The organism is Pseudonocardia kunmingensis, from assembly GCF_006716445.1.
Taxonomy (GTDB): domain Bacteria; phylum Actinomycetota; class Actinomycetes; order Mycobacteriales; family Pseudonocardiaceae; genus Pseudonocardia; species Pseudonocardia kunmingensis.
Genome location: NZ_VFPA01000004.1, coordinates 19,209 through 42,247, shown reverse-complemented (window position 1 = coordinate 42,247; position 23,039 = coordinate 19,209). Strand labels below are relative to the sequence as shown.

General features: G+C 73.6%; 22 protein-coding genes. 9 read left to right on the top strand and 13 right to left on the bottom strand.

Going from position 1 to position 23,039, the window contains the following annotated elements; translation table 11 throughout:
• Window positions 1-11: 11 nt before the first annotated feature.
• The gene (locus tag FB558_RS29990) at window positions 12-1,319 is read left to right on the top strand and encodes a dicarboxylate/amino acid:cation symporter (RefSeq protein WP_246106858.1); all 1,308 of its coding nucleotides are present in this window, start codon (window positions 12-14) and stop codon (window positions 1,317-1,319) included.
• A gap of 10 nt (window positions 1,320-1,329) precedes the next feature.
• Here FB558_RS29990 and FB558_RS29985 read toward each other — a convergent pair whose 3' ends face one another.
• Window positions 1,330-2,616, bottom strand: a complete 1,287-nt coding sequence (locus FB558_RS29985; RefSeq protein ID WP_211366967.1) for an ankyrin repeat domain-containing protein — start codon at window positions 2,614-2,616, stop codon at window positions 1,330-1,332.
• A gap of 194 nt (window positions 2,617-2,810) precedes the next feature.
• On the opposite strand from FB558_RS29985, the gene FB558_RS29980 reads away from it, so the two are divergent.
• Complete coding sequence (locus tag FB558_RS29980) at window positions 2,811-3,959, top strand: cystathionine gamma-synthase (RefSeq protein ID WP_142059353.1); 1,149 nt, start codon at window positions 2,811-2,813, stop codon at window positions 3,957-3,959.
• 33 nt (window positions 3,960-3,992) lie between these two features.
• Here the strand turns inward: FB558_RS29980 and FB558_RS29975 are convergent, their stop codons facing one another.
• The 5 genes from FB558_RS29975 to FB558_RS29955 form a co-directional block, all read right to left on the bottom strand.
• Entirely contained in the window at window positions 3,993-4,739 is a 747-nt protein-coding gene (locus tag FB558_RS29975) for a DUF899 domain-containing protein (RefSeq protein ID WP_142059351.1), read from the bottom strand.
• A gap of 23 nt (window positions 4,740-4,762) precedes the next feature.
• Window positions 4,763-6,004 carry an MFS transporter gene (locus FB558_RS29970; RefSeq protein ID WP_246106857.1) on the bottom strand — a complete coding sequence of 414 codons (1,242 nt, stop codon included), beginning with the start codon at window positions 6,002-6,004 and terminating at the stop codon, window positions 4,763-4,765.
• 91 nt (window positions 6,005-6,095) lie between these two features.
• Entirely contained in the window at window positions 6,096-7,325 is a 1,230-nt protein-coding gene (locus FB558_RS29965; RefSeq protein WP_142059350.1) for an RNA polymerase sigma factor, read from the bottom strand.
• A complete protein-coding gene (locus FB558_RS29960; protein WP_142059348.1) occupies window positions 7,322-7,657 on the bottom strand; it encodes a YciI family protein in 336 nt (111 codons plus the stop codon). Before FB558_RS29960 ends, FB558_RS29965 begins: the two co-directional genes overlap by 4 nt.
• A gap of 130 nt (window positions 7,658-7,787) precedes the next feature.
• Entirely contained in the window at window positions 7,788-8,015 is a 228-nt protein-coding gene (locus FB558_RS29955; RefSeq protein WP_142059346.1) for a hypothetical protein, read from the bottom strand.
• A 120-nt stretch (window positions 8,016-8,135) separates the two neighbouring features.
• On the opposite strand from FB558_RS29955, the gene ilvA reads away from it, so the two are divergent.
• Window positions 8,136-9,374, top strand: coding sequence for a threonine ammonia-lyase (ilvA, locus tag FB558_RS29950; RefSeq protein WP_425468100.1), 1,239 nt, complete (start codon window positions 8,136-8,138; stop codon window positions 9,372-9,374).
• A 9-nt stretch (window positions 9,375-9,383) separates the two neighbouring features.
• Here ilvA and greA read toward each other — a convergent pair whose 3' ends face one another.
• On the bottom strand, window positions 9,384-9,878 hold the full coding sequence (gene greA, locus FB558_RS29945; RefSeq protein ID WP_142059344.1) for a transcription elongation factor GreA: 495 nt from the start codon (window positions 9,876-9,878) through the stop codon (window positions 9,384-9,386).
• A gap of 528 nt (window positions 9,879-10,406) precedes the next feature.
• On the opposite strand from greA, the gene mca reads away from it, so the two are divergent.
• The 4 genes from mca to FB558_RS29925 all read left to right on the top strand — a co-directional run bounded on the left by mca (window position 10,407) and on the right by FB558_RS29925 (window position 14,387).
• The gene (mca, locus tag FB558_RS29940; protein WP_142059342.1) at window positions 10,407-11,321 is read left to right on the top strand and encodes a mycothiol conjugate amidase Mca; all 915 of its coding nucleotides are present in this window, start codon (window positions 10,407-10,409) and stop codon (window positions 11,319-11,321) included.
• Between the two features lie 22 nt (window positions 11,322-11,343).
• On the top strand, window positions 11,344-11,616 hold the full coding sequence (locus FB558_RS29935; protein WP_211366966.1) for a hypothetical protein: 273 nt from the start codon (window positions 11,344-11,346) through the stop codon (window positions 11,614-11,616).
• Window positions 11,617-11,628: 12 nt separating this feature from the next.
• Window positions 11,629-13,647 carry a thioredoxin domain-containing protein gene (locus FB558_RS29930; RefSeq protein WP_142059340.1) on the top strand — a complete coding sequence of 673 codons (2,019 nt, stop codon included), beginning with the start codon at window positions 11,629-11,631 and terminating at the stop codon, window positions 13,645-13,647.
• 140 nt (window positions 13,648-13,787) lie between these two features.
• A complete protein-coding gene (locus FB558_RS29925) occupies window positions 13,788-14,387 on the top strand; it encodes a hypothetical protein (protein ID WP_142060465.1) in 600 nt (199 codons plus the stop codon).
• Between the two features lie 28 nt (window positions 14,388-14,415).
• On the opposite strand, the gene FB558_RS29920 is transcribed toward FB558_RS29925, so the two are convergent.
• Together FB558_RS29920 and trhA are read right to left on the bottom strand one after the other, a co-directional pair.
• The gene (locus FB558_RS29920) at window positions 14,416-14,853 is read right to left on the bottom strand and encodes a PPOX class F420-dependent oxidoreductase (RefSeq protein ID WP_142059338.1); all 438 of its coding nucleotides are present in this window, start codon (window positions 14,851-14,853) and stop codon (window positions 14,416-14,418) included.
• A gap of 47 nt (window positions 14,854-14,900) precedes the next feature.
• A complete protein-coding gene (gene trhA, locus FB558_RS29915) occupies window positions 14,901-15,524 on the bottom strand; it encodes a PAQR family membrane homeostasis protein TrhA (protein ID WP_142060463.1) in 624 nt (207 codons plus the stop codon).
• Between the two features lie 159 nt (window positions 15,525-15,683).
• Here trhA and FB558_RS29910 point away from each other — a divergent pair, with 159 nt between their 5' ends.
• Complete coding sequence (locus FB558_RS29910) at window positions 15,684-16,454, top strand: isoprenyl transferase (protein WP_170231595.1); 771 nt, start codon at window positions 15,684-15,686, stop codon at window positions 16,452-16,454.
• Window positions 16,455-16,550: 96 nt separating this feature from the next.
• On the opposite strand, the gene FB558_RS29905 is transcribed toward FB558_RS29910, so the two are convergent.
• The gene (locus FB558_RS29905; RefSeq protein ID WP_142059336.1) at window positions 16,551-16,961 is read right to left on the bottom strand and encodes a hypothetical protein; all 411 of its coding nucleotides are present in this window, start codon (window positions 16,959-16,961) and stop codon (window positions 16,551-16,553) included.
• 880 nt (window positions 16,962-17,841) lie between these two features.
• On the opposite strand from FB558_RS29905, the gene phoH2 reads away from it, so the two are divergent.
• The gene (gene phoH2, locus FB558_RS29900) at window positions 17,842-19,179 is read left to right on the top strand and encodes an RNA 5'-3' helicase PhoH2 (protein WP_211366965.1); all 1,338 of its coding nucleotides are present in this window, start codon (window positions 17,842-17,844) and stop codon (window positions 19,177-19,179) included.
• Window positions 19,180-19,244: 65 nt separating this feature from the next.
• Here phoH2 and FB558_RS29895 read toward each other — a convergent pair whose 3' ends face one another.
• From FB558_RS29895 to FB558_RS29885, 3 genes are all read right to left on the bottom strand, one after another.
• Complete coding sequence (locus FB558_RS29895; protein ID WP_142059334.1) at window positions 19,245-20,684, bottom strand: GuaB1 family IMP dehydrogenase-related protein; 1,440 nt, start codon at window positions 20,682-20,684, stop codon at window positions 19,245-19,247.
• Window positions 20,685-20,799: 115 nt separating this feature from the next.
• Window positions 20,800-21,303 (bottom strand): hypothetical protein, encoded by a 504-nt coding sequence (locus FB558_RS29890; RefSeq protein ID WP_142059332.1) that lies wholly within the window; start codon window positions 21,301-21,303, stop codon window positions 20,800-20,802.
• A complete protein-coding gene (locus FB558_RS29885; protein WP_142059330.1) occupies window positions 21,304-22,812 on the bottom strand; it encodes an ATP-dependent DNA ligase in 1,509 nt (502 codons plus the stop codon).
• Window positions 22,813-23,039 lie beyond the last annotated feature (227 nt).

The following is a 23,039-nucleotide window of genomic DNA, read 5'->3' as shown; positions in this document are numbered from 1 at the left end:
GCCTTCGACGGGTGCCCTTCGGCGCCCAGATCCTGATCGCCCTGGTGCTGGGCGTCGTGCTGGGGGTCGTCGCCCGTGGGATGGGTGAGGACAGCTGGCTGACCGGCACCCTCGACTTCGTCGGTTCCACGTTCGTCGACCTGCTGCGGGTGGCCGTACCGCCGCTGGTGTTCACCGCGATCGTGGTGAGCATCGCCCAGCTGCGGCAGGTCGCCAACGCCGCCCGCCTGGCCACCCGCACCCTGCTGTGGTTCGGGATCACCTCGCTGATCGCGGTCGTCATCGGCATCGCGCTCGGCCTGGTCGTGAACCCGGGGCGCGGTGTCGTGCTCGACACCGCCGGTGCCGAGGCGCCGTCGACGCAGGGCTCCTGGACCGACTTCCTGGGCGGCCTGGTGCCGTCCAACGTGCTCGGCGCCGGCGTGGACGTCGACGTCGAGCAGGGCACCGGCGCGCTCTCGTTCAACGTCCTGCAGATCGTCGTGCTGGCGATCGTCGTCGGCGTCGCCGTGCTGCGGGTGGGGGAGAAGGCCGAGCCGTTCGTCGCGTTCACCCGCTCCGCGCTGGAGATCGTGCAGAAGATCCTCTGGTGGATCATCCGGCTGGCCCCGCTCGGCACGATCGGCCTGCTCGGCAACGCCGTCGCCAGCTACGGCTGGGACCTGGTCGCGCCGCTCGCGACGTTCACCGTCGCCGTCTACGTGGGCTGCGCGATCGTGCTGTTCGTCGTCTACCCGCTGCTGGCCTGGGCCCACGGGCTCAACCCGCTGAAGTTCTTCTCCGGCGCGTGGCCCGCGATCCAGCTCGCGTTCGTGTCCCGCTCGTCGGTGGGCACGATGCCGCTGACCCAGCGGGTCACCGAGCAGAACCTCGGCGTGCCGCGCGAGTACGCCTCGTTCGCGGTGCCGATCGGCGCCACCACCAAGATGGACGGCTGCGCGGCCATCTACCCGGCGCTCGCCGCGATCTTCGTGGCGCAGGTGTTCGGCATCCAGCTCGACGTCGCCGACTACCTGCTCATCGTGTTCGTCTCGGTGGTCGGGTCGGCGGCCACGGCGGGCCTGACCGGCGCCGTCGTGATGCTGACCCTCACGCTGTCCACCCTCGGCCTGCCGCTGGCCGGCGTCGGGCTGCTGCTCGCGATCGACCCGGTGCTGGACATGATGCGCACCGCCACCAACGTGGCCGGCCAGGCGCTCGTGCCGACGATCGTGGCCAAGCGCGAGGGCATCCTCGACATGGACCGCTACCGGGCACCCCGCGGCGCCGACCCGCTCCGCGAGGACGAGGCCCCGCCGACCCTGGCCCCCGCGGCGTAGCCCCCTGCAATCAGGGGCGGGTGATCAGCGCGTCGATCTCCGGGTCGCCCGTCGGCGGCTCGTGGCTCGTCGGGGCGCCCGCCGCCAGCAGCAGCGCCACCGTGCCCGCGTGGTCGCCCTCGGCCGTCCGGTTGTTCCGCGCGCCCCAGATCGCGCAGTCCAGGGGAGTGGGCCCCGCGTCGTCGAACGCGCAGTCGTCCAGGTCCGCGCCGCGCTCGACGAGCAGGCGCACCACCTCGGTGCGACCGTGCATGGCGGCCTGGTCGAGCGGGGTGAAGCCGCTCCAGCCCCGGGTGTCCACCGGCGTGCCGGCGTCCACCAGCGCCCGCACGACCTCCGTGCGCCCCAGCTGCGCGAACTGCCCGAGCAGCCAGCCGGAGTCCTCGCCCGGCACCCCGGGCATCGGCGGTGGCACCGACGGCAACCGGACGGACTCGCCGCGGGCGACGGCGAGCACGGCGCGTGCGGTCGGATCCAGCTCCGCGCTCGCGCCGCGCGCCACGAGCAGGTCGTAGGCGGCGAGGTGCCCGCAGCGGGCCGCCACCGCGAGCGGCCGGTCGCCGCTGCGCGGGTGCGGCCGGTCCACGTCCGCGCCCGCGTCGAGGAGCATCTCGAGGACCGGCACCCCCCGACCGCGCCCGATGGCCCAGTGCAGGGCGCCGAGGGCGTCCAGGTCGGGGCCCCGGCGGAGGAACCACCCGAGGCGGGCGACGTCCTCGAAGTCCAGCGCGTGGATCACGAGGCGTTCGAAGCCCGGGCGGTGCAGGAGGTCGAGGAACGCGACGTCCGCCTGCTCGCAGGCGTGGTAGAAGGCGTCCTCGTCGGGGACGGCGCCGCGCGCGACGAGCAGGCGGGCGAGCGCGAGGTCGCGCCGCTCCACGGCCTCGAACAGCGCGGAACGGTGCCAGTCGCCGCCGTCCTCGGCAGTGCGGCTGCCGGCGTCGGCGCCGGCGTCCAGGAGGAGCTCCGCGCACCGGCGGACGTCCGCGGCCGCGCCCGTGGCCCTGCGGAGCAGGGCGAGCAGCGGGGGCAGCCCGCCGACGGGGGCAGCGGCCACGGCCGGGCCGGCGGCCAGCAGCGGGGCCAGCGCAGCCGGTTCGGCGAGCACGAGCGCCCGTTCGATCCCCTGCAGGGCACCGGCCTCGACGTGGCGGACGAGCCGGGGCCAGCTGGCGAAGCCATACGAGCGGGCGAGCTCGTGCTGCGCTCGGTGGAGTGGGATCTCGCGCTCCCGACGCAGGGCCTTGGCCTGCTTGCGCAGGTGCGGCAGCGACGGGCGGTCGGGAAGGGTGGGCATCGGCGAACCTCGTTCCGGGCCCGTGTCCGCGTGGGCGGGCCGAGGTCCGTCCGGCACGCATGTGGAGGGCCGGTGGGATGGTCCCTTCCCCGCGGACAGGGCGCGCCCGGCAGGCGCGTGATCAGGATATCCGACCCGACCGCGCCGCGGGTGCCCCCGAGCTCCCGGCCCCGACCGGCGCGTAGCGTTGTGACATGCGCGGTTTCTCCACCAACGCGATCCACGCCGGCCAGGAGCCGGACCCGCACACCGGGGCGGTGATCACGCCGATCCACGCCTCCTCGACGTTCGCGCAGGACGGCGTCGGCGGGCTGCGGGCGGGCTACGAGTACTCACGCAGCGCCAACCCCACCCGCACCGCGCTGCAGGAATGCCTCGCCGCGCTGGAGGGCGGGCGGCACGCCGTCGCGTTCGGCTCCGGGATGGGCGCCTCCGACGTGCTGCTGCGCGTGCTGCTCAAGCCCGGCGACCACCTCGTGATCCCGCACGACGCCTACGGCGGCACGTTCCGCCTGGTGGACAAGGTCCTCACGCAGTGGGGGGTGGAGTACACACCGGTCGACCTCGCCGACGTCGACGCCCTGCGCGCCGCGGTGCGGCCCACCACGCGGGCCGTCTGGTGCGAGACGCCCACCAACCCGCTCCTCGGGATCGCCGACATCGCCGCGGTCGCCGACGTCGCGCGTACGGCGGGTGCCCGCCTCGTCGTCGACAACACGTTCGCCTCGCCCTACCTGCAGCAGCCGCTGGCGCTGGGCGCCGACGTGGTGCTGCACTCCACCACGAAGTACGTGGGCGGGCACTCCGACGTGGTCGGCGGCGCCCTCGTCACCAGCGACGACGAGCTGGCGGAGGCCCTGCGGTTCACGCAGAACTCCGTCGGCTCGGTGCCGGGCCCGTTCGACGCGTGGTTGACGCTGCGCGGCGCGAAGACGCTCGCGGTGCGGATGGAACGGCACAGCGACAACGCCGAGCGCGTCGCCGAGCTGCTGGCCGGCCACCCGGCCGTCGGCCGCGTGTTCTACCCGGGCCGGCCCGAGCACCCGGGCCACGAGGTGGCGGCCAAGCAGATGCGCCGCTTCGGCGGGATGGTGTCGTTCACCGTGGCGGGGGGCCGGGAGGCGGCGCTGCGGGTCTGCGCGGCCACCGAGATCTTCACGCTCGCCGAGTCCCTCGGCGGCGTGGAGTCGCTGATCGAGCACCCGGCCGCCATGACGCACGCGTCGGTGGCCGGCTCGGCGCTGGAGGTCCCGGACGACCTCGTGCGCCTCTCGGTGGGCATCGAGGACGTCGAGGACCTCGTCGACGACCTCCGCCAGGCGCTCGCGGCGGCCGCGGGCTGACCAGGCCGCGTCTCGCCGATCCTGACCGCGCTCTCAGCCGCGGTCGTACTCGTCGTGGCGGCGCAGCCAGCTCATGGCCGGGCCGTCCGCGCGGCCGGGCGGTTGCTCCCAGTCCTCCTGTCGTCCCCGGGCGGTGAGGTCGAGCCAGTTGTAGGTGCCGTTGAGGTGGTCGATCCCGCGCTCGAAGCACGAGTAGGTGTGGAAGACGCGGTCGCCCTGGCGGAGGAACGCGCTCACGCCCATCTCCGAGCCCGTGTAGCCCTCCCACGCGGGGTTCTTCCGCACGAGCTCGGCGAAGCCGGTGTAGTTGTACTCGACCGGCACGATCGCCGGGTCGAAGCTGACGTGGAAGTCGTAGTTGAAGTCGCTGCCGTGCGACGAGTACCAGGGGATCGTCCAGCCCATCCGCCGCTTGTAGCGTTCGATCTCCTCCAGTGGTGCACGGGAGACGGCTGCGAACGAGGTGTCGCGCGCGTGCAGATGGGTGAGATCACCGATGGTGTCGATCCAGAACGAGCAGGCGGGACACGCCTCGCCCGCGCCGGGGTCAAGCATGAGGTGGTAGATCACCAGCTGGCCCCGCCCCTCGAACAGGTCCCGCAGCCCGGCGCTGCCGTGCGGCCCGTCGAAGGTGTAGGCCTTCGTGATCTCCACCATCGGCAGCCTGCGCCGGGCGGCGTTGACCTCGTCGCGGTGGCGGGTCAGCTCCTTCTCCTGCGCGAGCAGCGCGTGCCGGGCCGCGAGCCACTGCTCGCGCGTCGTGATCTCCGGGTCGGACATGGTGGATCCCTCTCTTCGGTGCGTCACTTCTTCGGTCCGGTCAGTGCTACTCCCGGCTCGCCGCTCGGGGGCGGTGCGGAGCCCTCGACCACGGGCGGCTCGAGACGACTGGTGGCCCACGCGACGGGAACGGCGACGACGGCGATCACGAGACCGGTGAGGATCGCGGCGGAGGCGGTGAAGCTACCGACGGCGACGCCACCGGCGAAGGAGCCGAAGGCGATGCCCACGTTGATCGCGGAGGCAGGCAGTGACTGGGCCAGCTGGCCGCCGGGGCCGGCCAGGGCGACGACGCGGTACTGCAGCGACGGGCCGCTGCCCATGACGAACGCGCCCAGTGCCAGCAGCAGCAGCGCCACGAGGAACGGGTTCGTGCCGAAGAGGTGGAGCGCGGCCAAGGATCCCGCGGCGCCGACGGCCGCCACGATGAGGGTGCGCCCGGCGTCCCGGTCGGCGAACCGGCCGCCGCCGAACGAGCCCACCGCGGTGGCCACGCCGTAGGCGAGCAGGAACACGCTGATCAGCGCGCCGGAGATGCCGGTGACCTCCTGCAGGAACGGCACGATGTAGGTCATGGCCGCGAAGGCGGCCCCGAACACCAGCGCGCACAGGGCGAGCACGGCGAGCACCCGTGGGGCGAAGGCGTACCTGACCTGGCCGTCGACGCCGCCGCCGCCGGTGCCGGGCACGGACGGAACCAGCGCCACCGTGGCGATGAGCGTGATCGCGAGGAGCACGACCACCGCGGTGTAGGAGCCGCGCCAGCCGACCGCGTGGCCGAGCAGGGTGCCCAGCGGCACTCCGACCGCGGTGGAGACGGCGAAGCCGGAGATGACCACGGCGAGGGCCCGGCCGGCCCGCTCCCGCGGGACCACGGCGATGCCCGCCGCGAACGCCGCGGCGTCGAACAGCCCCGCGAAGGCACCGGTGAGGGTCCGTGCCACGAGGGTGAGGTCGTAGCTGCTGCTCAGCGCCACGACGAGGTTGCACGCGATGGCCAGCACGAGCGTGCCGCACAGGATCGTGCGCCGGTTCAGCCTGATCGTCAGTGCGGTCAGGATCGGACCGCCGATGGCCAGCCCCAACGCGAAGCCGGTCACCAGCGTGCCCGCCGTGGAGACGGAGACCCCCAGGTCCCCGGCGACGAGGTCCAGCACCCCGACGACGAGCATCTCCGAACTGCCCATGACGAACGCTCCCAGGAAGAGCATGGTCAGGGCGCGGGCGGCGCCGCGGGGGCTCACCGCCGGTTGCTGAGTACTCACGAGACTTCCTCCTGTCCGCCTGCCTTTGCCCACCGACGAAGGAGGCCGGCCGGGATGGACATCGGCCGGGCGGAGAATTCGACGAGAGCCGTCAGAGCTCGCGGAGGCGGCCGGACAGGTAGTTGCGCTCGGTGTCGGTGGGCGCGAGCTCCCGGGCTTCCTCGTACGCGGCCTTGGCCTCGGCGATGCGGCCGGCCCGGCGGAGCAGGTCGGCCCGGGTGGCGGGCAGCAGGTGGTACCCGTCGAGCCGGCCGGACGCCGCGATCCCGTCGACGAGGGCCAGGCCGGCCGGGATGCCGTCGGCCATCGCGACCGCGACCGCGCGGTTGAGGTCCACGACCGGGGACGGCGCCAGGCGGGCCAGTTCGGTGTACAGGGCGGCGATCTGCGGCCAGTCCGTGCTCGACGCATCGGGCGCGGTCGCGTGGCACGCGGCGATCGCGGCCTGCACCTGGTAGGGCCCGGTACGCCGCACCGCCAGCGCCTGATCGAGCGTCTCCACGCCCTCGTCGATCAGCGCCCGGTCCCAGCGGGACCGGTCCTGGTGCTCCAGCGTGACCAGCACACCCTCCTCGGTGCGGGTCGTCCGGCGGGCCTCGTGCAGCAGCATCAGCGCGAGCAGCCCGCGCGGTTCGGGTTCACCGGGCATCAGCCGGACCAGGATCCGGGTCAGGCGGATGGCCTCGGCGGTCAGTGCCCGGCGTACGTCCTCCTCGCCCGGCCCCTCGTTGTAGCCCTCGTTGAAGATCAGGTACAGCACCGCGAGCACGGCGGCGAGCCGCTGTGGCAGGAGCTCGGCGGGTGGGACCCGGTACGGGATCCCGGCCTCCTGGATCTTGCGCTTGGCGCGGACCAGGCGTTTCGCCATCGCGGGCTCGGCGGTCAGGAACGCGCGGGCGATCTCGGCGGTGGTGAGACCGGCCAGCGTGCGCAGGGTGAGCGCGACCCGGGCCGGGAACGGCAGCGCCGGATGGCAGCAGGTGAAGATCAGCCGCAGCCGCTCGTCCGGGATCTCCTCCACCGGCGGCTCGTCCGGCGCCCCGGCCAGCACGGCGAGCTGACGGAGCTTGGCCGCACCGGCGGTGTCACGGCGCAGCCGGTCGGTCACCCGGTTGCGGGCCGTGGTGGTGAGCCAGGCTCCCGGGCGGTGCGGGACCCCGTCGCGCGGCCACGTCGCCAGCGCGGCGGCGAACGCGTCCTGCGCGCAGTCCTCGGCCAGGTCCCAGTCGCCCGTGAGCCCGATCAGGGTCGCGACCACCTGCCCCCACTCGTCGCGGTAGGCGGCGTCGACGGCCGTCCGGACGTCGTCCGGTGCGGTCATTCCCAGACCGGGCGGATCTCGACACCGCCCCGGCGCGCGTACGGATGGCCTGCGGCGATCTCGATCGCCTCGTCCAGATCCGCGCACTCCACGATCACGACCCCGCCCACGAAGTCCTTGGTCTCGGCGAACGGCCCGTCCGACACCAGCGTCTCGCCGTCGCGGACCCGGACGCTGGTCGCGTCCACCACCGGCCGCAACCGCTCACCGGCCAGCTCCGCGCCGCGCCGCTCCAGGTCCGCCTCCCAGGCCTGGTGCACCGGATCGGCGGCCAGCTCCTCGTTGGTCGGCGGATCGGTCTCGTCGTCGCAGATCAGCAGCACGTATTTCATGCGGCCGATTCTGCCCGAGGGCGCTGTCAGGACAGCCGCGATCCGCTCTCGTCCAGGATTCGCGAATCTGTTGTGACAGCACTGCGTGACAACAGAATTGATCTCGCGATCCGGCGAGGGGCGAGGTCGGCTAGCCCTTCGCCGGCGCGGCCTCCTCGGCGGGCCGGGCGGGCGCCGGGGCCGGGTCGGGCACGACGATGTCGCCGGGCGCGATGCACCCGCCCACGAGCTGGTAGTCGCCCGCCACCAGCTCGTAGTGGCCCGGGTCGTCACAACCCGCGCTCTGCACCGTGCCCACCGCGATCGCGGTGAGAACCGCGGCCACGAGCAGCGGAGCCATGGTCCGCAGCCGTGTCATCCGACCTCCCCCGAAGCGGTGGCCCGACGCGCACCACCTTGCTGCCCCCCGAGGTTACCGGGCGGCTCGTGGCGGCGCCGCGACGGCGGTCCCGGCCGCCGTCGGTGCGAGGATGCCCGCATGAGCGTGGTCGAACCCACCACGGTGCCCCCGGTCGGCCTCGACGACGTCCGCGCGGCACGTGAACTGCTCTCCGGTGTGGTGTCCACGACGCCGATGGCCGGCTCCCGCGCGCTGTCCGAGCTGTGCGGGGGGCCGGTGTGGCTCAAGTGCGAGAACCTGCAGCGCACCGGCTCGTTCAAGATCCGCGGTGCCTACACCCGGCTCGCGCGGCTCGACGCCACGCAGCGGGCGGGCGGGGTGGTGGCCGCCAGCGCCGGCAACCACGCCCAGGGCGTGGCTCTCGCCGCGCAGATGCTCGGGATCTCCGCCACCGTCTTCATGCCCGAGCGGGCGGCCATCCCGAAGGTCGGCGCCACCCGGGGCTACGGCGCGCAGGTGCACCTCGTGGGCGAGACGATCGACGGCAGCATCGCGGCCGCCACCGAGTTCGCCGAGCGCACCGGTGCCGTGTTCGTGCACCCCTTCGACCACCCGGACGTGATCGCCGGCCAGGGCACGGTGGGGCTCGAGGTGCTCGAGCAGGTGCCCGACGTCCGCACCGTGCTCGTGTGCACCGGCGGCGGTGGCCTGCTGGGCGGGATCGCCGCGGCCGTCAAGGCGCAGCGCCCGGACGTCGCGGTCGTGGGTGTGCAGGCCGAGGGCGCCGCCGCGTGGCCCCCGTCGCTCGACGCGGGCGCACCCCGGGCGCTGCCCACGATGCGCACGATCGCCGACGGCATCGCGGTCGGTCGCCCCGGCGACGTCACGTTCCCCCAGGTGGCCGCGCTCGTCGACGAGATCCTCACGGTGGACGAGGACGCGTTGTCGCGCGCCCTGCTGCACTGCCTCGAACGGGCCAAGATGCTGGTCGAGCCCGCGGGGGCCGCGGCCGTGGCCGCCCTGCTGGAACACCCGGCCCGGTTCGCGACGCCCGCCGTGGCGGTGCTGTCGGGCGGCAACGTCGACCCGCTGGTGCTGCTGCACGTCATCCAGCACGGCATGGCCGCCGCCGCCCGTTACCTGTCGCTGCAGGTGCGGGTGGGCGACCGGCCAGGCGCGCTGGCCGAGCTGCTCGCCCTCGTCGGCTCGCTGGGGGCCAACGTCCTGGACGTGGCCCACTCGCGCATCGCCGGCAGCCTCCCGCTCGGCGACGTGGAGGTGGCGCTGACGATGGAGACCCGCGGCCCCGAGCACTGCACCGAGCTGGTGGACGCGTTGCGCAGCGCCGGCCACGTGGTGGCCGGCGTGCAGCGGTGAGCGCCCGGCTCAGGCGCGGAACGGCTCCGCGGAGACGAGGGTGACCTTCATGCTGCCGCCGTCGGGCAGCGCGTACTCGCGGGTGTCGCCGGCGCGCGCACCGAGCAGTGCGGCCCCGAGCGGGCTGTTGGGCGAGACGACCTCCAGGTCGGCCCGGCTGCCCTCCTCGCGGGAGCCCAGCAGCACCGTCTCCGTCTCGTCGTCGCCGTCGTAGCGCAGCTTCAGCACCATGCCGGGCGCGGCGGTGTCGGAGTCGGTGGGCGTCTCGCCGACCTTGGCGGTGCGCAGCAGCTCCTGCAGCTGCCGGATGCGGGCCTCCTGCTGGCCCTGCTCCTCGCGCGCGGCGTGGTAGCCGCCGTTCTCCTTGAGGTCGCCCTCCTCGCGGCGGGCGTTGATCTCTGCAGCGATGACGGGGCGGTTCGCGATCAGCTCGTCGAGTTCGTGCTTGAGCCGGTCGTAGGCATCCTGCGTGAGCCAGGTCGCCTGCGTGTCCGTCACGGTCATCACTCCTCCAGCCTGTCCAGGTCCATGCAGCCACGGACCACATCGCCCGCGGCTGCGACCACCCACGTGGGGCGGCCCGCTCCCGAGGGCGGCAAAGCCCCGAGTAAGGAAAAACACGACCCGCCTGCGGGCCGTGTGCGCTTCCACATTAACACGGGACCTGCCACTCGTTGCAGCCTTTCGACGAACGGCTGACCGCGAGGAGAAGTTCCCCGTCGTATCATCCGTGCTGGTCAGTGGGCTGCATCCGCACGTGTGCGGGCACCGTGCTACCCCGTTCGGGCGTTGCGTGCGCGGCTCGCCGTAGCGGTGCGGGCCGGCGCGCCCGCACGTTGCGCCGCTCGGGCCGGGACACCCGGGCCGGGCCGCTCGCCGGTCGCGCAGGGTGACGAGCCGCACGGGAAGCTGACGGCCCCGCGGAGCGTTGCAGGGACTGTCGGGCCGTTCTGCCACGATCGGCAGAGCACGGCACGCCCACGCCACACCTGCCCCGTGCGGGGCCCTCCTGGAAGGACCGCGGCCGAACCCATGTCCTCGATCGATCCGAACAGCGCCGGCCCGCTGCGGCTCATGACGGTGCACGCGCACCCCGACGACGAGTCCAGCAAGGGCGCGGCCACTACGGCGCGCTACGTCGCCGAGGGCCACGAGGTCATGGTCGTGACGTGCACCGGCGGGGAGGCAGGCAGCATCCTCAACCCGGCGATGGACCGCCCCGAGGTGCTGGAGAACATGACCGCCGTCCGGCGCGCCGAGATGGCCCGCGCGGCGGAGATCCTCGGTGTGGAGCACCGGTGGCTGGGCTTCGTCGACTCCGGGCTCCCCGAGGGCGACCCGAAGCCCCCGCTGCCCGAGGGGTGCTTCGCGGTCCTGGACCTCGAGGTCGCCACCGAGCCGCTGGTGGCGCTGATGCGCGAGTTCCGCCCGCACGTCGTCGTCACCTACGACGAGAACGGGGGCTACCCGCACCCCGACCACATCCGCTGCCACGAGATCTCGATGGCGGCGTTCGACGCCGCGGGCGACCCGGACCGCTTCCCGGGCGTCGGTGACCCGTGGCAGCCGCTGAAGCTCTACTACTCGCACGGCTTCTCCAAGCGCCGTATGGAGGCGTTCCACGAGGCGCTGCTGGCCCGCGGGCTGGAGTCGCCCTACGCCGAGTGGCTGCAGAACTGGCCCGCCGATCGCCGCGACCCGGGCGAGCGCGTCACCACCCGCGTGCAGTGCGCCGACTGGTTCGAGACGCGTGACCGAGCCCTGCTGGCCCACGAGACGCAGATCGACCCCACGAGCCGCTGGTTCTTCGTGCCGCTGGAGATCCAGCGTGAGATCTGGCCCACGGAGGACTACGAGCTCGTGCGCAGCCTCGTCGACTCCCCGACCCCCGAGGACGACCTGTTCGCCGGCATCGGCGCGCACGTGGCCGTCCGGCCGGCCGTCTGAGCGGGCGCGTACCGTTTCCGGCGTGAACCTGCTGGTCGTACCCGCGCCGGTGCCGGTGGCGCACACCGTCGTGGCGGTGCCCGTCCAGAACCCGGAGCCGCCGCCGGGGCAGGGCGAGGAGTTCGGGAAGGCCTCGCCGGTCGCGCTGGTCGTCATCATCATGCTGGCGCTGGCCACGATCGTGCTGATCCGCTCGATGAGCAAGCGGATCCGCAGGCTGCCGAGTTCCTTCGAGCGGTCGGACGAGCCCGGCGCGGGCGGCGACGCCGCGGATGCCGGAGGCGGCCGGGACTGAGAGGGTGGCGGCATGCCGAACTGGCTCGCCGCGGCCACCAGCCCGTACCTGCTCCAGCACGCCGACAACCCCATCGACTGGTGGGAGTGGTCGGAGGAGGCGTTCGCCGAGGCGGCCCGCCGGGACGTGCCGGTGCTGCTGTCCGTCGGTTACGCCGCATGCCACTGGTGCCACGTCATGGCGCACGAGTCGTTCGAGGACCCGGACACGGCGCGGCAGGTCAACGCCGGTTTCGTCGCGATCAAGGTCGACCGCGAGGAGCGGCCCGACATCGACGCCGTCTACATGGCGGCCACGCAGGCGATGACCGGCCAGGGCGGCTGGCCGATGACCTGCTTCCTCACCCCTGCGGGCGAGCCGTTCCACTGCGGCACGTACTACCCACCCGCCCCGCGGCACGGCATGCCCGCCTTCCGCCAGCTCCTGGACGCCGTCACCACCGCATGGCGCGACGACGGCGCGCGCGTGCGTGGCGCGGCGGGTGAGATCGCGGCCCGGCTGGCCGACAGCGCCGCCGCCGAGCTGCCCGGGGCGACGGTCGACGCGAGCACGGTGGACCGCGCGGTCGTGGCACTGGATGAGCAGTTCGACGCGCGGGCGGGCGGGTTCGGTGGTGCGCCGAAGTTCCCGCCGTCGATGGTGCTGGAGTTCCTGCTGCGCCACCACGAGCGCGCCGGCACCGACGGCGTCCCCGCGCCGGTCGCGCTCACCTGCGGGCGCATGGCCCGCGGCGGGGTGTACGACCAGCTCGCGGGCGGTTTCGCGCGCTACAGCGTCGACGCAGGCTGGGTGGTTCCGCACTTCGAGAAGATGCTCTACGACAACGCGCTGCTGCTGCGCGTCTACGCGCACCTGGCGCGGGTGTCGCAGGACCCGCTCGCCACGCGGGTGGCGGACGAGACCGCCGGCTTCCTGCTGCGTGACCTGCGCACGGCCGAGGGCGGTTTCGCGTCCGCCCTCGACGCCGACACCGAGGGCGTCGAGGGCCTGACCTACGCCTGGACACCGCAGCAGCTGTGCGAGGTGCTCGGCGACGAGGACGGGCGGTGGGCCGCGTCCCTGCTGACGGTCACCGACGAGGGTACGTTCGATCACGGCAGCTCCACGCTGCAGCTGCTCGCCGACCCCGACGACCCCGAACGGTGGGACCGGGTGCGCGCCGCGCTGCTGGCGGCCCGCAACGCCCGCCCGCAGCCCGCCCGCGACGACAAGGTGGTCACGGCCTGGAACGGGCTGGCGATCCTCGCCCTCGCCGAGGGCGGCGCCGCCCTCGACCGCCCGGAGTGGGTCACCGCCGCGGCGCGTGCCGCGGACCTGCTGCTGGAGCTCCACGTCGTGGACGGGCGGGTGCGCCGCTCCTCGCGCGACGGCGCGGTGGGCGCCGCCGCGGGCGTGCTGGACGACCACGCCTGCCTGGCCGATGCGCTCCTCGCGCTGCACCAGGCCACCGGCGAGGCGCGTTGGCTGGTGGCCGCGACCGGCCTGGTGGACCTCGCGCTCGAGCGGTTCGCCGATCCGGAGCGCCCGGGGTCGTTCTTCGACACCGCCGACGACGCCGAAGCCCTCCTGCACCGCCCTCGCGAGATCACCGACAACGCCACGCCGTGCGGGGCGTCCGCGCTCGCCTCCGCGCTGGTCACGGCGTCGGTGCTGGTGGACGAGCCGGCCCGGTACCGGGACGCGGCGGAGGCCGCCGTGCGGTCCGCCGGGTTCCTCGCCGAGAAGCACCCCCGGTTCGCGGGGCACTGGCTCACCGCGGCCGAGGCGATGGTGCGTGGGCCGCTGCAGGTCGCGGTGGCGGGCGCGGACGGCGACCCGGCGCGCGACGCGCTGCTCGCCCACGCCCGGCGCCTCGCCCCCGGTGGCACCGTGGTCGTGGCGGGCCCTCCCGACGCACCCGGCGTGCCGCTGCTGGCCGGCCGCCCCCTCGTCGACGGCGCCGCGGCGGCCTACGTGTGCCGCGGGTTCGTCTGCGACCGGCCTGCGGTGACGCTCGAGGAGCTGACCGCGAGCCTCCTCCTCCAACCCTGACGCACCGACCTGCGGAGACCCGCGACCCGACGCGAGTCGGGTCGTGGCGTCCGTTCGCTCCGCGAGAACGCCAGTAGCGGTGTATGCGGTGTAATCTCGTAAGCATCAACGTCAGGGAGGTGCGGATGATGTCCGGACGGATGCATCGCGGGTGGCCGGGCGGCCGGGGACGCGGACCGGGCCGGGGCGGTTGGCAGCAGGCCGACCTGCCCGGGGCCGACGACGCCGCGGCATGGCTGCAGGGCCGGCTGCCCGACGGGTGGTTCACGAGCGCGCCGGAGGTCACCGTCGACCGCGAGGAGATCCTCATCGTCGGTGAGCTACCACCGGTGGAGGGTGAGTTCGCGGACACGGAGGCCGGGCGCGCGGATCGCGCGGCCGCGGTGGCCGGGCGCATCTCCCGGTTCCGGGAGAGCACGCGCGAGGAGCGGATCGAGATCGCGCGCCAGGCCGAGCACCGCTACCAGCGCAAGGTGGCGTGGGGCGCGCGCATCGGCGACACCGTCGAGCTGTTCACGGTGGCGTCGGTCCCGGTGATGACGCGGCTGCGCCAGCCCGAGCGCATCGTGCTCGACACGCTGGTCGACTCCGGCGTGGCCCGCTCCCGCTCCGACGCGCTGGCCTGGGCCGTCCGCCTGGTCGGGCAGCACGCCGACGAGTGGCTCGGCGAGCTGCGCGAGGCCATGGCCCGGGTCGACGAGCTCCGGGCGAAGGGCCCCACCGGCGGCACCGAGCAGTGACCGGGGCTGCGTCGCTCCACGAGCGTCGCTAGCGGATCCGCTGCCCGTAGACCCGCTCGACCCGCAGCGCCATCAGCACGCGCCGGTCGGCGACCATGACGCTGCGGTACTCGTCCCAGTCCGGGTGCTCACCCGCGGCGGCGCGGTAGTAGTCGACGAGGGCCTCCACCTCGGGCCCGTGCGGGTCGGTGCCCGGTCCGGTCAGCTCGGCGGTGCCGTCGGCGGTCGCCCACGCCCAGCCGTCGGCGCTGGTCACCTCGATCGCCGCGCGCGGGTCCCGGCGCAGGTTCACCGTCTTCGCCCGGCCCTCGGTCATCGAGACGTAGATGATCCCCGCGTCCCGGTCGTAATAGGGCGTGACCGGGGAGAGCTGCGGGCGGCCGTCCGACCGGAGCGTGGCGAGGACGCCGATCCGGGCCTCGGCGAGCAGCGCGTGCGGGTCGAACTCCGTGCCGGTGGTCGTCATGCCCCGCGCAACGGCGGCGGGTCCGGCGGCATTCCGCCGGCCGCGGATCAGAACAGGAGCAGCCAGATCGCCACGTGGTGGCAGATCGCGGCGACCACGGTGGCGGCGTGGAAGAACTCGTGGAACCCGAACGTCGCGGGCCACGGGTTCGGCCAGCGGGTGGCGTAGAAGACGGCGCCCACGGTGTAGATCAGGCCGCCGACGAGCACCAGCACCAGCGCCGCGACGCCGCCGCCCACGAGCATCGCGGGGATGACGAACACCGCCAGCCAGCCGAGCGCGATGTAGATCGGCACGCCCACCCACGCAGGCGCGTGCGGCCACACCGTCTTCAGCACGACGCCCGCGGCGGCGCCGATCCAGACGACGGTGAGCACCGTGCGCGCGGTACCGGCATCCATGGCCAGCGCTGCGATCGGGGTGTAGGTGCCCGCGATGAACAGGAAGATCATCGAATGGTCGAGCCTGCGCATCACCGCCCGGCTGCGCGGGGTGCGCCAGGTGCGTCGGTGGTACAGCGCGCTGGTGCCGAACAGGCCCAGGATCGTGACGCTGTAGACGGTGGTGGCGAGCGCTGCCGCCCCGCCGACGAGCGCGGCCGACACCGCGATCAGGGTGGCGCCGGCCGCGATCGAGACCGCGAACGACCAGAAGTGGAGCCACCCGCGCATCCGCGGTTTGACCAGCTCCCCGCCAGGCCGGCGCGAGTCGAAGGTCCCTGTGGTCACCCTTCGAGGTTACGGCAGCGGCGGCGGTCGCGAGGTGTCCTGTGCGTGAACGCACCTGCGCGTCTGCGACCGCTCGGAGGCCCCGGCGTACGCTGTCCGGCCGTGGGCGTCCGCGACCTGCTGTATTCGCTGTACGAGCGCAAGCTGAGCCGCGAGCTGCGCACCGCGTCCGCGCGTCCGCGGCACGTGGCGGTGATGCTCGACGGCAACCGCCGGTGGGCGCGTGACGCCGGGTTCGTCGACGTCAACGACGGGCACCGGGCGGGCGCTGCCAAGATCGCCGACTTCCTGGCGTGGTGCGAGGAGGCGCGCGTCGAGGTCGTGACGCTCTGGTTGCTCTCGACCGACAACCTCAAGCGCCCGTCGGAGGAGCTGGAACCGCTCCTCAAGATCATCACCGACGTGGTGGACGAGCTGAGCGGGCCCGCGGGCCGGTGTCGGCTCCGCGTGGTGGGTGCCCTCGAGATGCTGCCCGGTGACATGGCCGACCGGCTCTCGGCGGCGGCGGCGCGCACCCGTGATCGCACGGGGGTCGAGCTCAACGTGGCCGTGGGCTACGGGGGCCGGCAGGAGATCGCCGACGCCGTGCGCAAGCTGCTGCTGCAGCACGCCGAGTCGGGCACGACGATCGAGGAGCTCGCGGAGGTGCTCGACGTCGACCACATCGCCGCGCACCTGTACACCTCCGGCCAGCCGGACCCGGACCTGGTGATCCGCACCTCGGGGGAGCAGCGCCTGTCGGGCTTCCTGCTCTGGCAGTCCGCGCACTCGGAGTTCTGGTTCTGCGAGGCGTACTGGCCGGAGTTCCGGCGCGTCGACTTCCTGCGCGCCATGCGGGACTACGCCACCCGGCACCGTCGATTCGGTTCCTGAGCCCGTTCCCCCTGATCTTCGCCGCGATCTCCTGCGGACACACGGAAACGGCGCCGGACCCGAAGGCCCAGCGCCGTTCCGTGGTGAGTACTGAGATCAGTCGTCGATCTCGGTCTCGTCGCCCGCCTCGGCGGCCGCCTTGCAGGAGTCGTCGATGGTGTTGTCGCCGTCCGACTCCGCCTCGGTCTCGTTGTCGCCCAGCAGGCCGAGGCCCAGGGCGCCGGTCAGGTCGGCGATGACCTCGGTGTCGTTGACCGGGACCTGGACACCCAGGACGTTCACCGGCACCTGGTTGTCGCACACGTTGACCGGAACGGCGATGTTGTTGCCGCCCACGTTGATCAGACCCTCGGACGAGTTGTCGACGCTGTTGACGTCCTCGACCTTGGTCTTGTCGTGCCCGCGGTGACCGTCGTGGTCATCCTTGTCGCCAGCGAAGGCGAGCGGGCTCACCGCGAGCAGACCGGCAGCGGCCGCAGCCACGACAATTCCAGCCTTCTTCAGCACAGTTCATCTCCTGTTGAGTGTCCGGAGTCGACCGGAGCCGATCCCATTCAGAGTCAGCGTTTATGACCGGGGAGCCCTCGCTGACTGAGGAAAACGTTAGCGGCCTGACCAGTGCGCGGACAAACCGCCTACCACTATCGGATGAATCCGATACTCTACGTTTAGTTACGCCCTCTTTCGGGGGTGCTCTGCGCGGCGCCGAACCGGAGTCGGCGGGTCGTTCGACACGGTGTGTGATGCTGAATCACCCGGAAGCGCGCGTATCCTTTTTGCTCGAGACGCTGCGTGATTGGCCGTCTCGTGTCCCGATTGCGACTGGTTCGTGAGCTACTCGGCGGTACGGCGCCTCGACGGGCGTCCCCGGTGCTCCACGGCGCCCTCCGGTGCGGCCTCGCGCCTTCCGCGCGACGGCGAGGCGCCGGCGCGCGCGACGGCCTCCGGCGCCGAACGGAGGCCGAACGGGTCGAGCGGGCAGGAACCGCCCACCGGAACCACGACGGACGGTGTCGATCAGGCGATGAACGGTAGGCCGTTCTGTTAATTCTGGGAGCGCGCGCCCGGACTGGGGCTGTGTTGCTGTTGACCGCACCCGGGTGACCGCCGGTAGCGTTCTCGTCGGCGGCCCGTACCCGATGCGGACCGCTCGGGAGGCCCTGGTCGTGGTGTCACTTGCACCCGGGGGGGCCGGCACCCGGCCCTCACGGGCGTGGTCGGCGGCGAGTTCCAGGTCGTCGGAAGCGCCCGGACCAGGGTCGGCCGGCCCACCGGTGACCGTGGGCGCGGTGCCGCGCCCACCTGGGAGCAATCGTCGCCCGCCCATCCCGCGGCCACCAGCTGGGCCTCGGGGCGCGGACGCGGCGAGCGCTAGCGAGGAGCTTCCGTGACCGACCGTCGTACCGCCCCCGCTTCGCCCACCACCCGCTGCTACGTGCTCGACACCTCGGTGCTGCTGTCCGACCCGTGGTCGCTGACCCGGTTCGACGAGCACGAGGTCGTCCTGCCGCTCGTGGTGATCTCCGAACTCGAGGGCAAGCGGCACCACCCGGAACTGGGGTGGTTCGCCCGCACGGCGCTGCGCATGCTCGACGAGCTGCGCATCGAACACGGCCGCCTGGACGCGCCGGTGCCGATGGGCACCGCAGGCGGAACCCTGCACGTCGAGCTCAACCACAGCGACCCGGAGGTGCTCCCGGCCGGTTTCCGCACCGACTCCAACGACAGCCGCATCCTCGCCTGCGCCCTGAACCTGGCGGCCGAGCGCAAGCTCGACGGCCGCGGCGACGTCGTCCTGGTCAGCAAGGACATGCCGCTGCGGGTGAAGGCCGCCGCCGTCGGGCTGCAGGCCGACGAGTACCACGCGCTGGACGTGGTGCCGTCGGGCTGGACGGGGATGGCCGACCTGGAGGTCGGCAGCGAGGACGTGGACGCGCTCTTCCGCGACGGGGTGATCGACCACGACGCCGCCCGCGAGCTGCCGGCCAACACCGGGCTGCGGCTGCTCGGGGGCAGCTCGGCGGCGTTGGGGCGGGTCACGGCGGACAAGCGGGTGCGGCTGATCCGGGGTGACCGCGAGGCGTTCGGCCTGCACGGGCGTTCCGCGGAACAGCGCGTGGCGCTGGACCTGCTCCTCGACCCGGAGGTCGGCATCGTCTCGCTCGGAGGCCGGGCCGGCACGGGCAAGTCGGCGCTGGCGCTCTGCGCGGGCCTCGAGGCGGTGATGGAGCGCCAGCAACACCGCAAGGTCGTGGTGTTCCGGCCGCTCTACGCCGTCGGCGGGCAGGAGCTGGGCTACCTGCCGGGCAGCGAGAGCGAGAAGATGGCGCCCTGGGCGCAGGCCGTCTTCGACACGCTCGGCGCGCTGGTCAGCGAGACCGTGCTGGAGGAGGTCATCGCCCGCGGCATGCTGGAGGTGCTGCCGCTCACCCACATCCGCGGGCGTTCGCTGCACGACGCGTTCGTGATCGTGGACGAGGCGCAGTCGTTGGAGCGCAACGTGCTGCTCACGGTGCTCTCCCGGCTCGGCACGGCGTCCCGGGTGGTGCTCACGCACGACGTCGCGCAGCGCGACAACCTGCGCGTCGGCCGGCACGACGGCATCGCCGCGGTCATCGAGAAGCTGAAGGGCCACCCGCTTTTCGCCCACGTGACGCTCACCAGGAGCGAGCGCAGCCCGATCGCGGCGCTGGTGACGGAGATGCTGGAGGGCCCGGCCGCCTGACCCGCCGCCCGACCCGCGACGAACGGCACTCTCGTCGGCTAGGTAGCGACGAGAGTGCCGTTCGTTCAGAGGCCGTGGGGGGTGCCCTCCGCGAAGCCTGCCGTCGTCTGGACGCCCACCACCGCGCGGTCGTGGAGCTCGTCGAGGGTTCTGGCGCCGGCGTAGGTGCACGCCGATCGGACGCCGGAGCAGATGCCGTCGAGCACGTCCTCGACGCCGGGGCGGGCCGGGTCGAGCAACTGCCTCGAGCTGGAGATGCCCTCCTCGAACAGCGCCTTACGGGCGCGGTCGAACCCGCCGTCGCCGCGGGTGCGGGCGCTCACCGCCCGCTTGGACGCCATGCCGAACGACTCCTTGTACGGGCGGCCGTTCTCGTCGCGCAGCATGTCGCCGGGCGACTCGTAGGTGCCCGCCAGCCACGACCCGATCATGACGGCGGAGGCCCCTGCGGCGAGGGCGAGTGCGACGTCGCGCGGGTGGCGGACGCCGCCGTCGGCCCAGATGCGCACGCCGTGGTCCCGCCCGGCGGCCGCGCACTCCAGCACTGCGGAGAACTGCGGGCGCCCGACGCCGGTCATCATCCGCGTGGTGCACATGGCACCCGGGCCGACGCCCACCTTGATGATGTCGGCGCCGGCCGCGGCGAGGTCGCGCACGCCCTCGGCGGTGACGACGTTGCCCGCCACGACCGGAACGCCGGCGCCCGCGTCGGTGACGACCGCGCGGACGGCGCGCAGGGCGTCGAGCATCTTGTCCTGGTGGCCGTGGGCGGTGTCGACGACGAGGACGTCGACACCCGCGTCGAGCAGCGCCTTCGCCTTGACGCCCACGTCGCCGTTGATCCCCACGGCCGCGGCGGTGCGCAGCCGGCCCGCGGCGTCCAGGGTGGGCCGGTAGATCTCGGCGCGCAGGGCCCCGAGCCCGGTCAGCAACCCGGCCAGGCGGCCGTCGGCGTCGAGCCCGAGGGCGACGCGGCGCGGGCCCAGTGCCTCGAACACCTCCTGGAGCGGGGTGTCGAGCGGCATGGTCGGCGGCGACGGGTCGAGCACGTCGCCGAGCCGGGTGAAGCGGTCCACGCCGGTGCAGGCGGCCTCGTCGACGGTGCCGACCGGCCGTCCGCCCCCGTCGACCACCACGACCGCCCCGTGCGCCCGCTTGGACAGCAGGTTCAGCGCGTCGGCGACGGCGTCGGCGGGCGTCAGCACCAGCGGGGTGTCCCACACCGGGTGCCGCGACTTGATCCACGCGACGATCTCCGCGACCGCCTCCGGTGCCACGTCCTGCGGAAGCACGGTGAGGGCGCCGCGGCGCGCGAGCGTCTCGGCCATCCGGCGCCCGGCCACCGCGGTCATGTTCGCCGCGACCACCGGGACCGTGGCCCCGCAGCCGTCGGCGGTGGTGAGGTCGACGTCGAACCGCGAGGTCACCGACGACCGCCCCGGTACGAGGAAGACGTCGTCGTAGGTGAGGTCGTGGTTCGGCTCTTGCCCGTCGAGGAAGCGCACGAGAAGAAGAGTTTACGCGGTGCGCGGCCGCCGGTGGGGCCGGCCGCGTCTGGCAGTCCGGCTGAGATGCCCTCGATCGACGGCAGACATCTTCTGCCCACCTGGCCGCTCGTCACTAGACCCGGGCCGACCAGTCGGAGACCTCGCGGGCCGAGCGCGGGAGCGGCCGGACCTCCCGCACCCACTCCGCCCGCAGCACCGGCAGGCACACCTGCACGAGCTCCTCGCCGATCGGCGTGGGCACGTCCCACGGCGGGGGGTGCGGTGCGGCGCCGGTGAACCGGGCGGCCAGGTCGTCGTTCCAGGCGCCGTAGTCGGTGGCGAGCACCAGCTCGGCGGGTGCGGTGAACTCGACGGTGGCCCACCCGGCCCAGAGCGGCTCGCCCACCAGCGAGTGGGCGTCCTCCAGCGTGACGCCGCGGGCCCCGCCCCATGCCCAGACCGGCGGGCGACCGTGGGTCGGCACGCCGGCCCGCTCCATGGCGGCGACCATCGCGCGGTACGCGCCGAGGATCGCCTCGCCCGAGCTGGCCGGCACGTGTTCCCACGAGCCGACCAGCTCGCGGGTGCGGCGCAGCTCGGCGATCCGGGCGAGCGGCTGGAACGACCAGAGCAGCATCTACTCGCGCAGCAATGCTCGGACGGCGTCGATGGTGTCGGCCTCCGCGGGCGTCTTGTCGGGCCGGTAGCGCAGGACCCGCGCGAACCGCAGCGCGACCCCGCCCGGGTAGCGGGTGCTGCGCTGCGCGCCGTCGAGCTCGATCTCGACGACGAGCTCGGGACGCAGCAGCACTTCGTGCCGGCGCTCCTCGCGGGCCAGTGCCGGGAAGGTGGCGGTCTGCCAGGCGAGCAGCTCGTCGGTCATGCCCTTGAACGTCTTGCCCACCATGATCGGCTCGCCGCCGTCGGGATCGCGCGCGCCGAGGTGGATGTTGGACAGGGTGCCGGTGCGGCGCCCGTAGCCCCACTCGGCGCCGAGCACCACGAGGTCGAGCGTGTGCACCGGCTTGACCTTCTGCCACGCCCGCCCGCGCCGGCCCGCCGCGTAGGGCGCGGACAACGACTTGACCATGACGCCCTCGTGGCCCGCCTCCAGCGCGCGTTCCAGCAGCTCGGCGGCCTCCTCCGCGGTGGGGCTCAGCACGCCGGGCATGCGGTGGCCACCCACCGCCCGTTCCAGGGCCCCCAGACGGACGTGCAGCGGCTCGTCGAGCAGGTCGGCGCCGTCGAGGTGCAGGCAGTCGAAGAAGAAGGGCCGCAGCAGCTCCTCGCCCGCCTCCGAGCCGAAGCGGCTCATGGTCTCCTGGAACGGCCGCGGCCGGCCGTCGTCGCGCAGCGCGAGCGTCTCGCCGTCGAGGACGACCGAGCGGCAGGGCAGCCCGCGCACCAGCTCCACCAGCTCAGGCACGCTCGCGGTGATCTCGCGCAGCGTGCGGGTCCAGATCCGCACCTCCTCGCCGTCCCGGTGCACCTGGATGCGCGCCCCGTCGAGCTTGAACTCGACGCCCGCCTCGGGCGCGAGCTCGCCGAGCGCGGCGTCGAGCGTGGCGGCGGGGGAGGCGAGCATGGGCCGGACCGGCCTGCCGACCCGCAGGGAGACGGCCGCGAGCCCGGCGACGCCCTCGGTGAGGGCCAGCCGGGCCGTGGCCGGGAGCTGCCCGGAGAGCATGAAGGCGCGCCGGACGACGCCGGACGGCACCTCCGCCGCGGCCGCGATCGCCTCCAGCATCACGCCCTCCAGAGCGCCCTGGCGCAGCTCGCCGGTGAGCAGCCGGCGCAGGAACGCCTGCTCCTCACCGGTGGCGGCACCGAACAGCTCCCCGAGCAGCGCGGCGCGGCGGGCGGTGGACCCGGCACCGGTGGTGGCGGCCAGCGCGTTGAGGGCCTCCTCGACGGCGGCGACCCGCAGCGACGGCTGTGCCGCCGGGCGGGCGTCGATGCCCGACAGCGTGCGCCACCCGGTGCCCAGCCGGCTCTGCCGCGGCTCCCCGGCGAGCCATGCGGTGGCCGGCTCGACCTCGTCGCCCTCGGCCCGGCGCAGCAACGCGGCCAGCGCGGCCGTCTTCGCCGTGCGGGCACGGGTGGCCCCGACCGCGGCGGAGGTGGCGACGACGTCGGCGAGCAGCACGGACCCATCGTCGCAGGCCCCACCGACAGCGTCGGGCGCCGACCACGCGGCAGGCGGCGGATGCCGCCATGATCAGCGCGAGAAGTGCACCATGGCCTCCGCGAAAGCGCTCAGGTACGGCTCGCAGCGATCATTCGGCTGGGGCCGCCGGGGGCGAGCCGCGGCGGGATCGGTCCGAGAAGTACGTCGGCGTCGTCCTGACAGCCTTGAGGTACGACTCGCGGCGT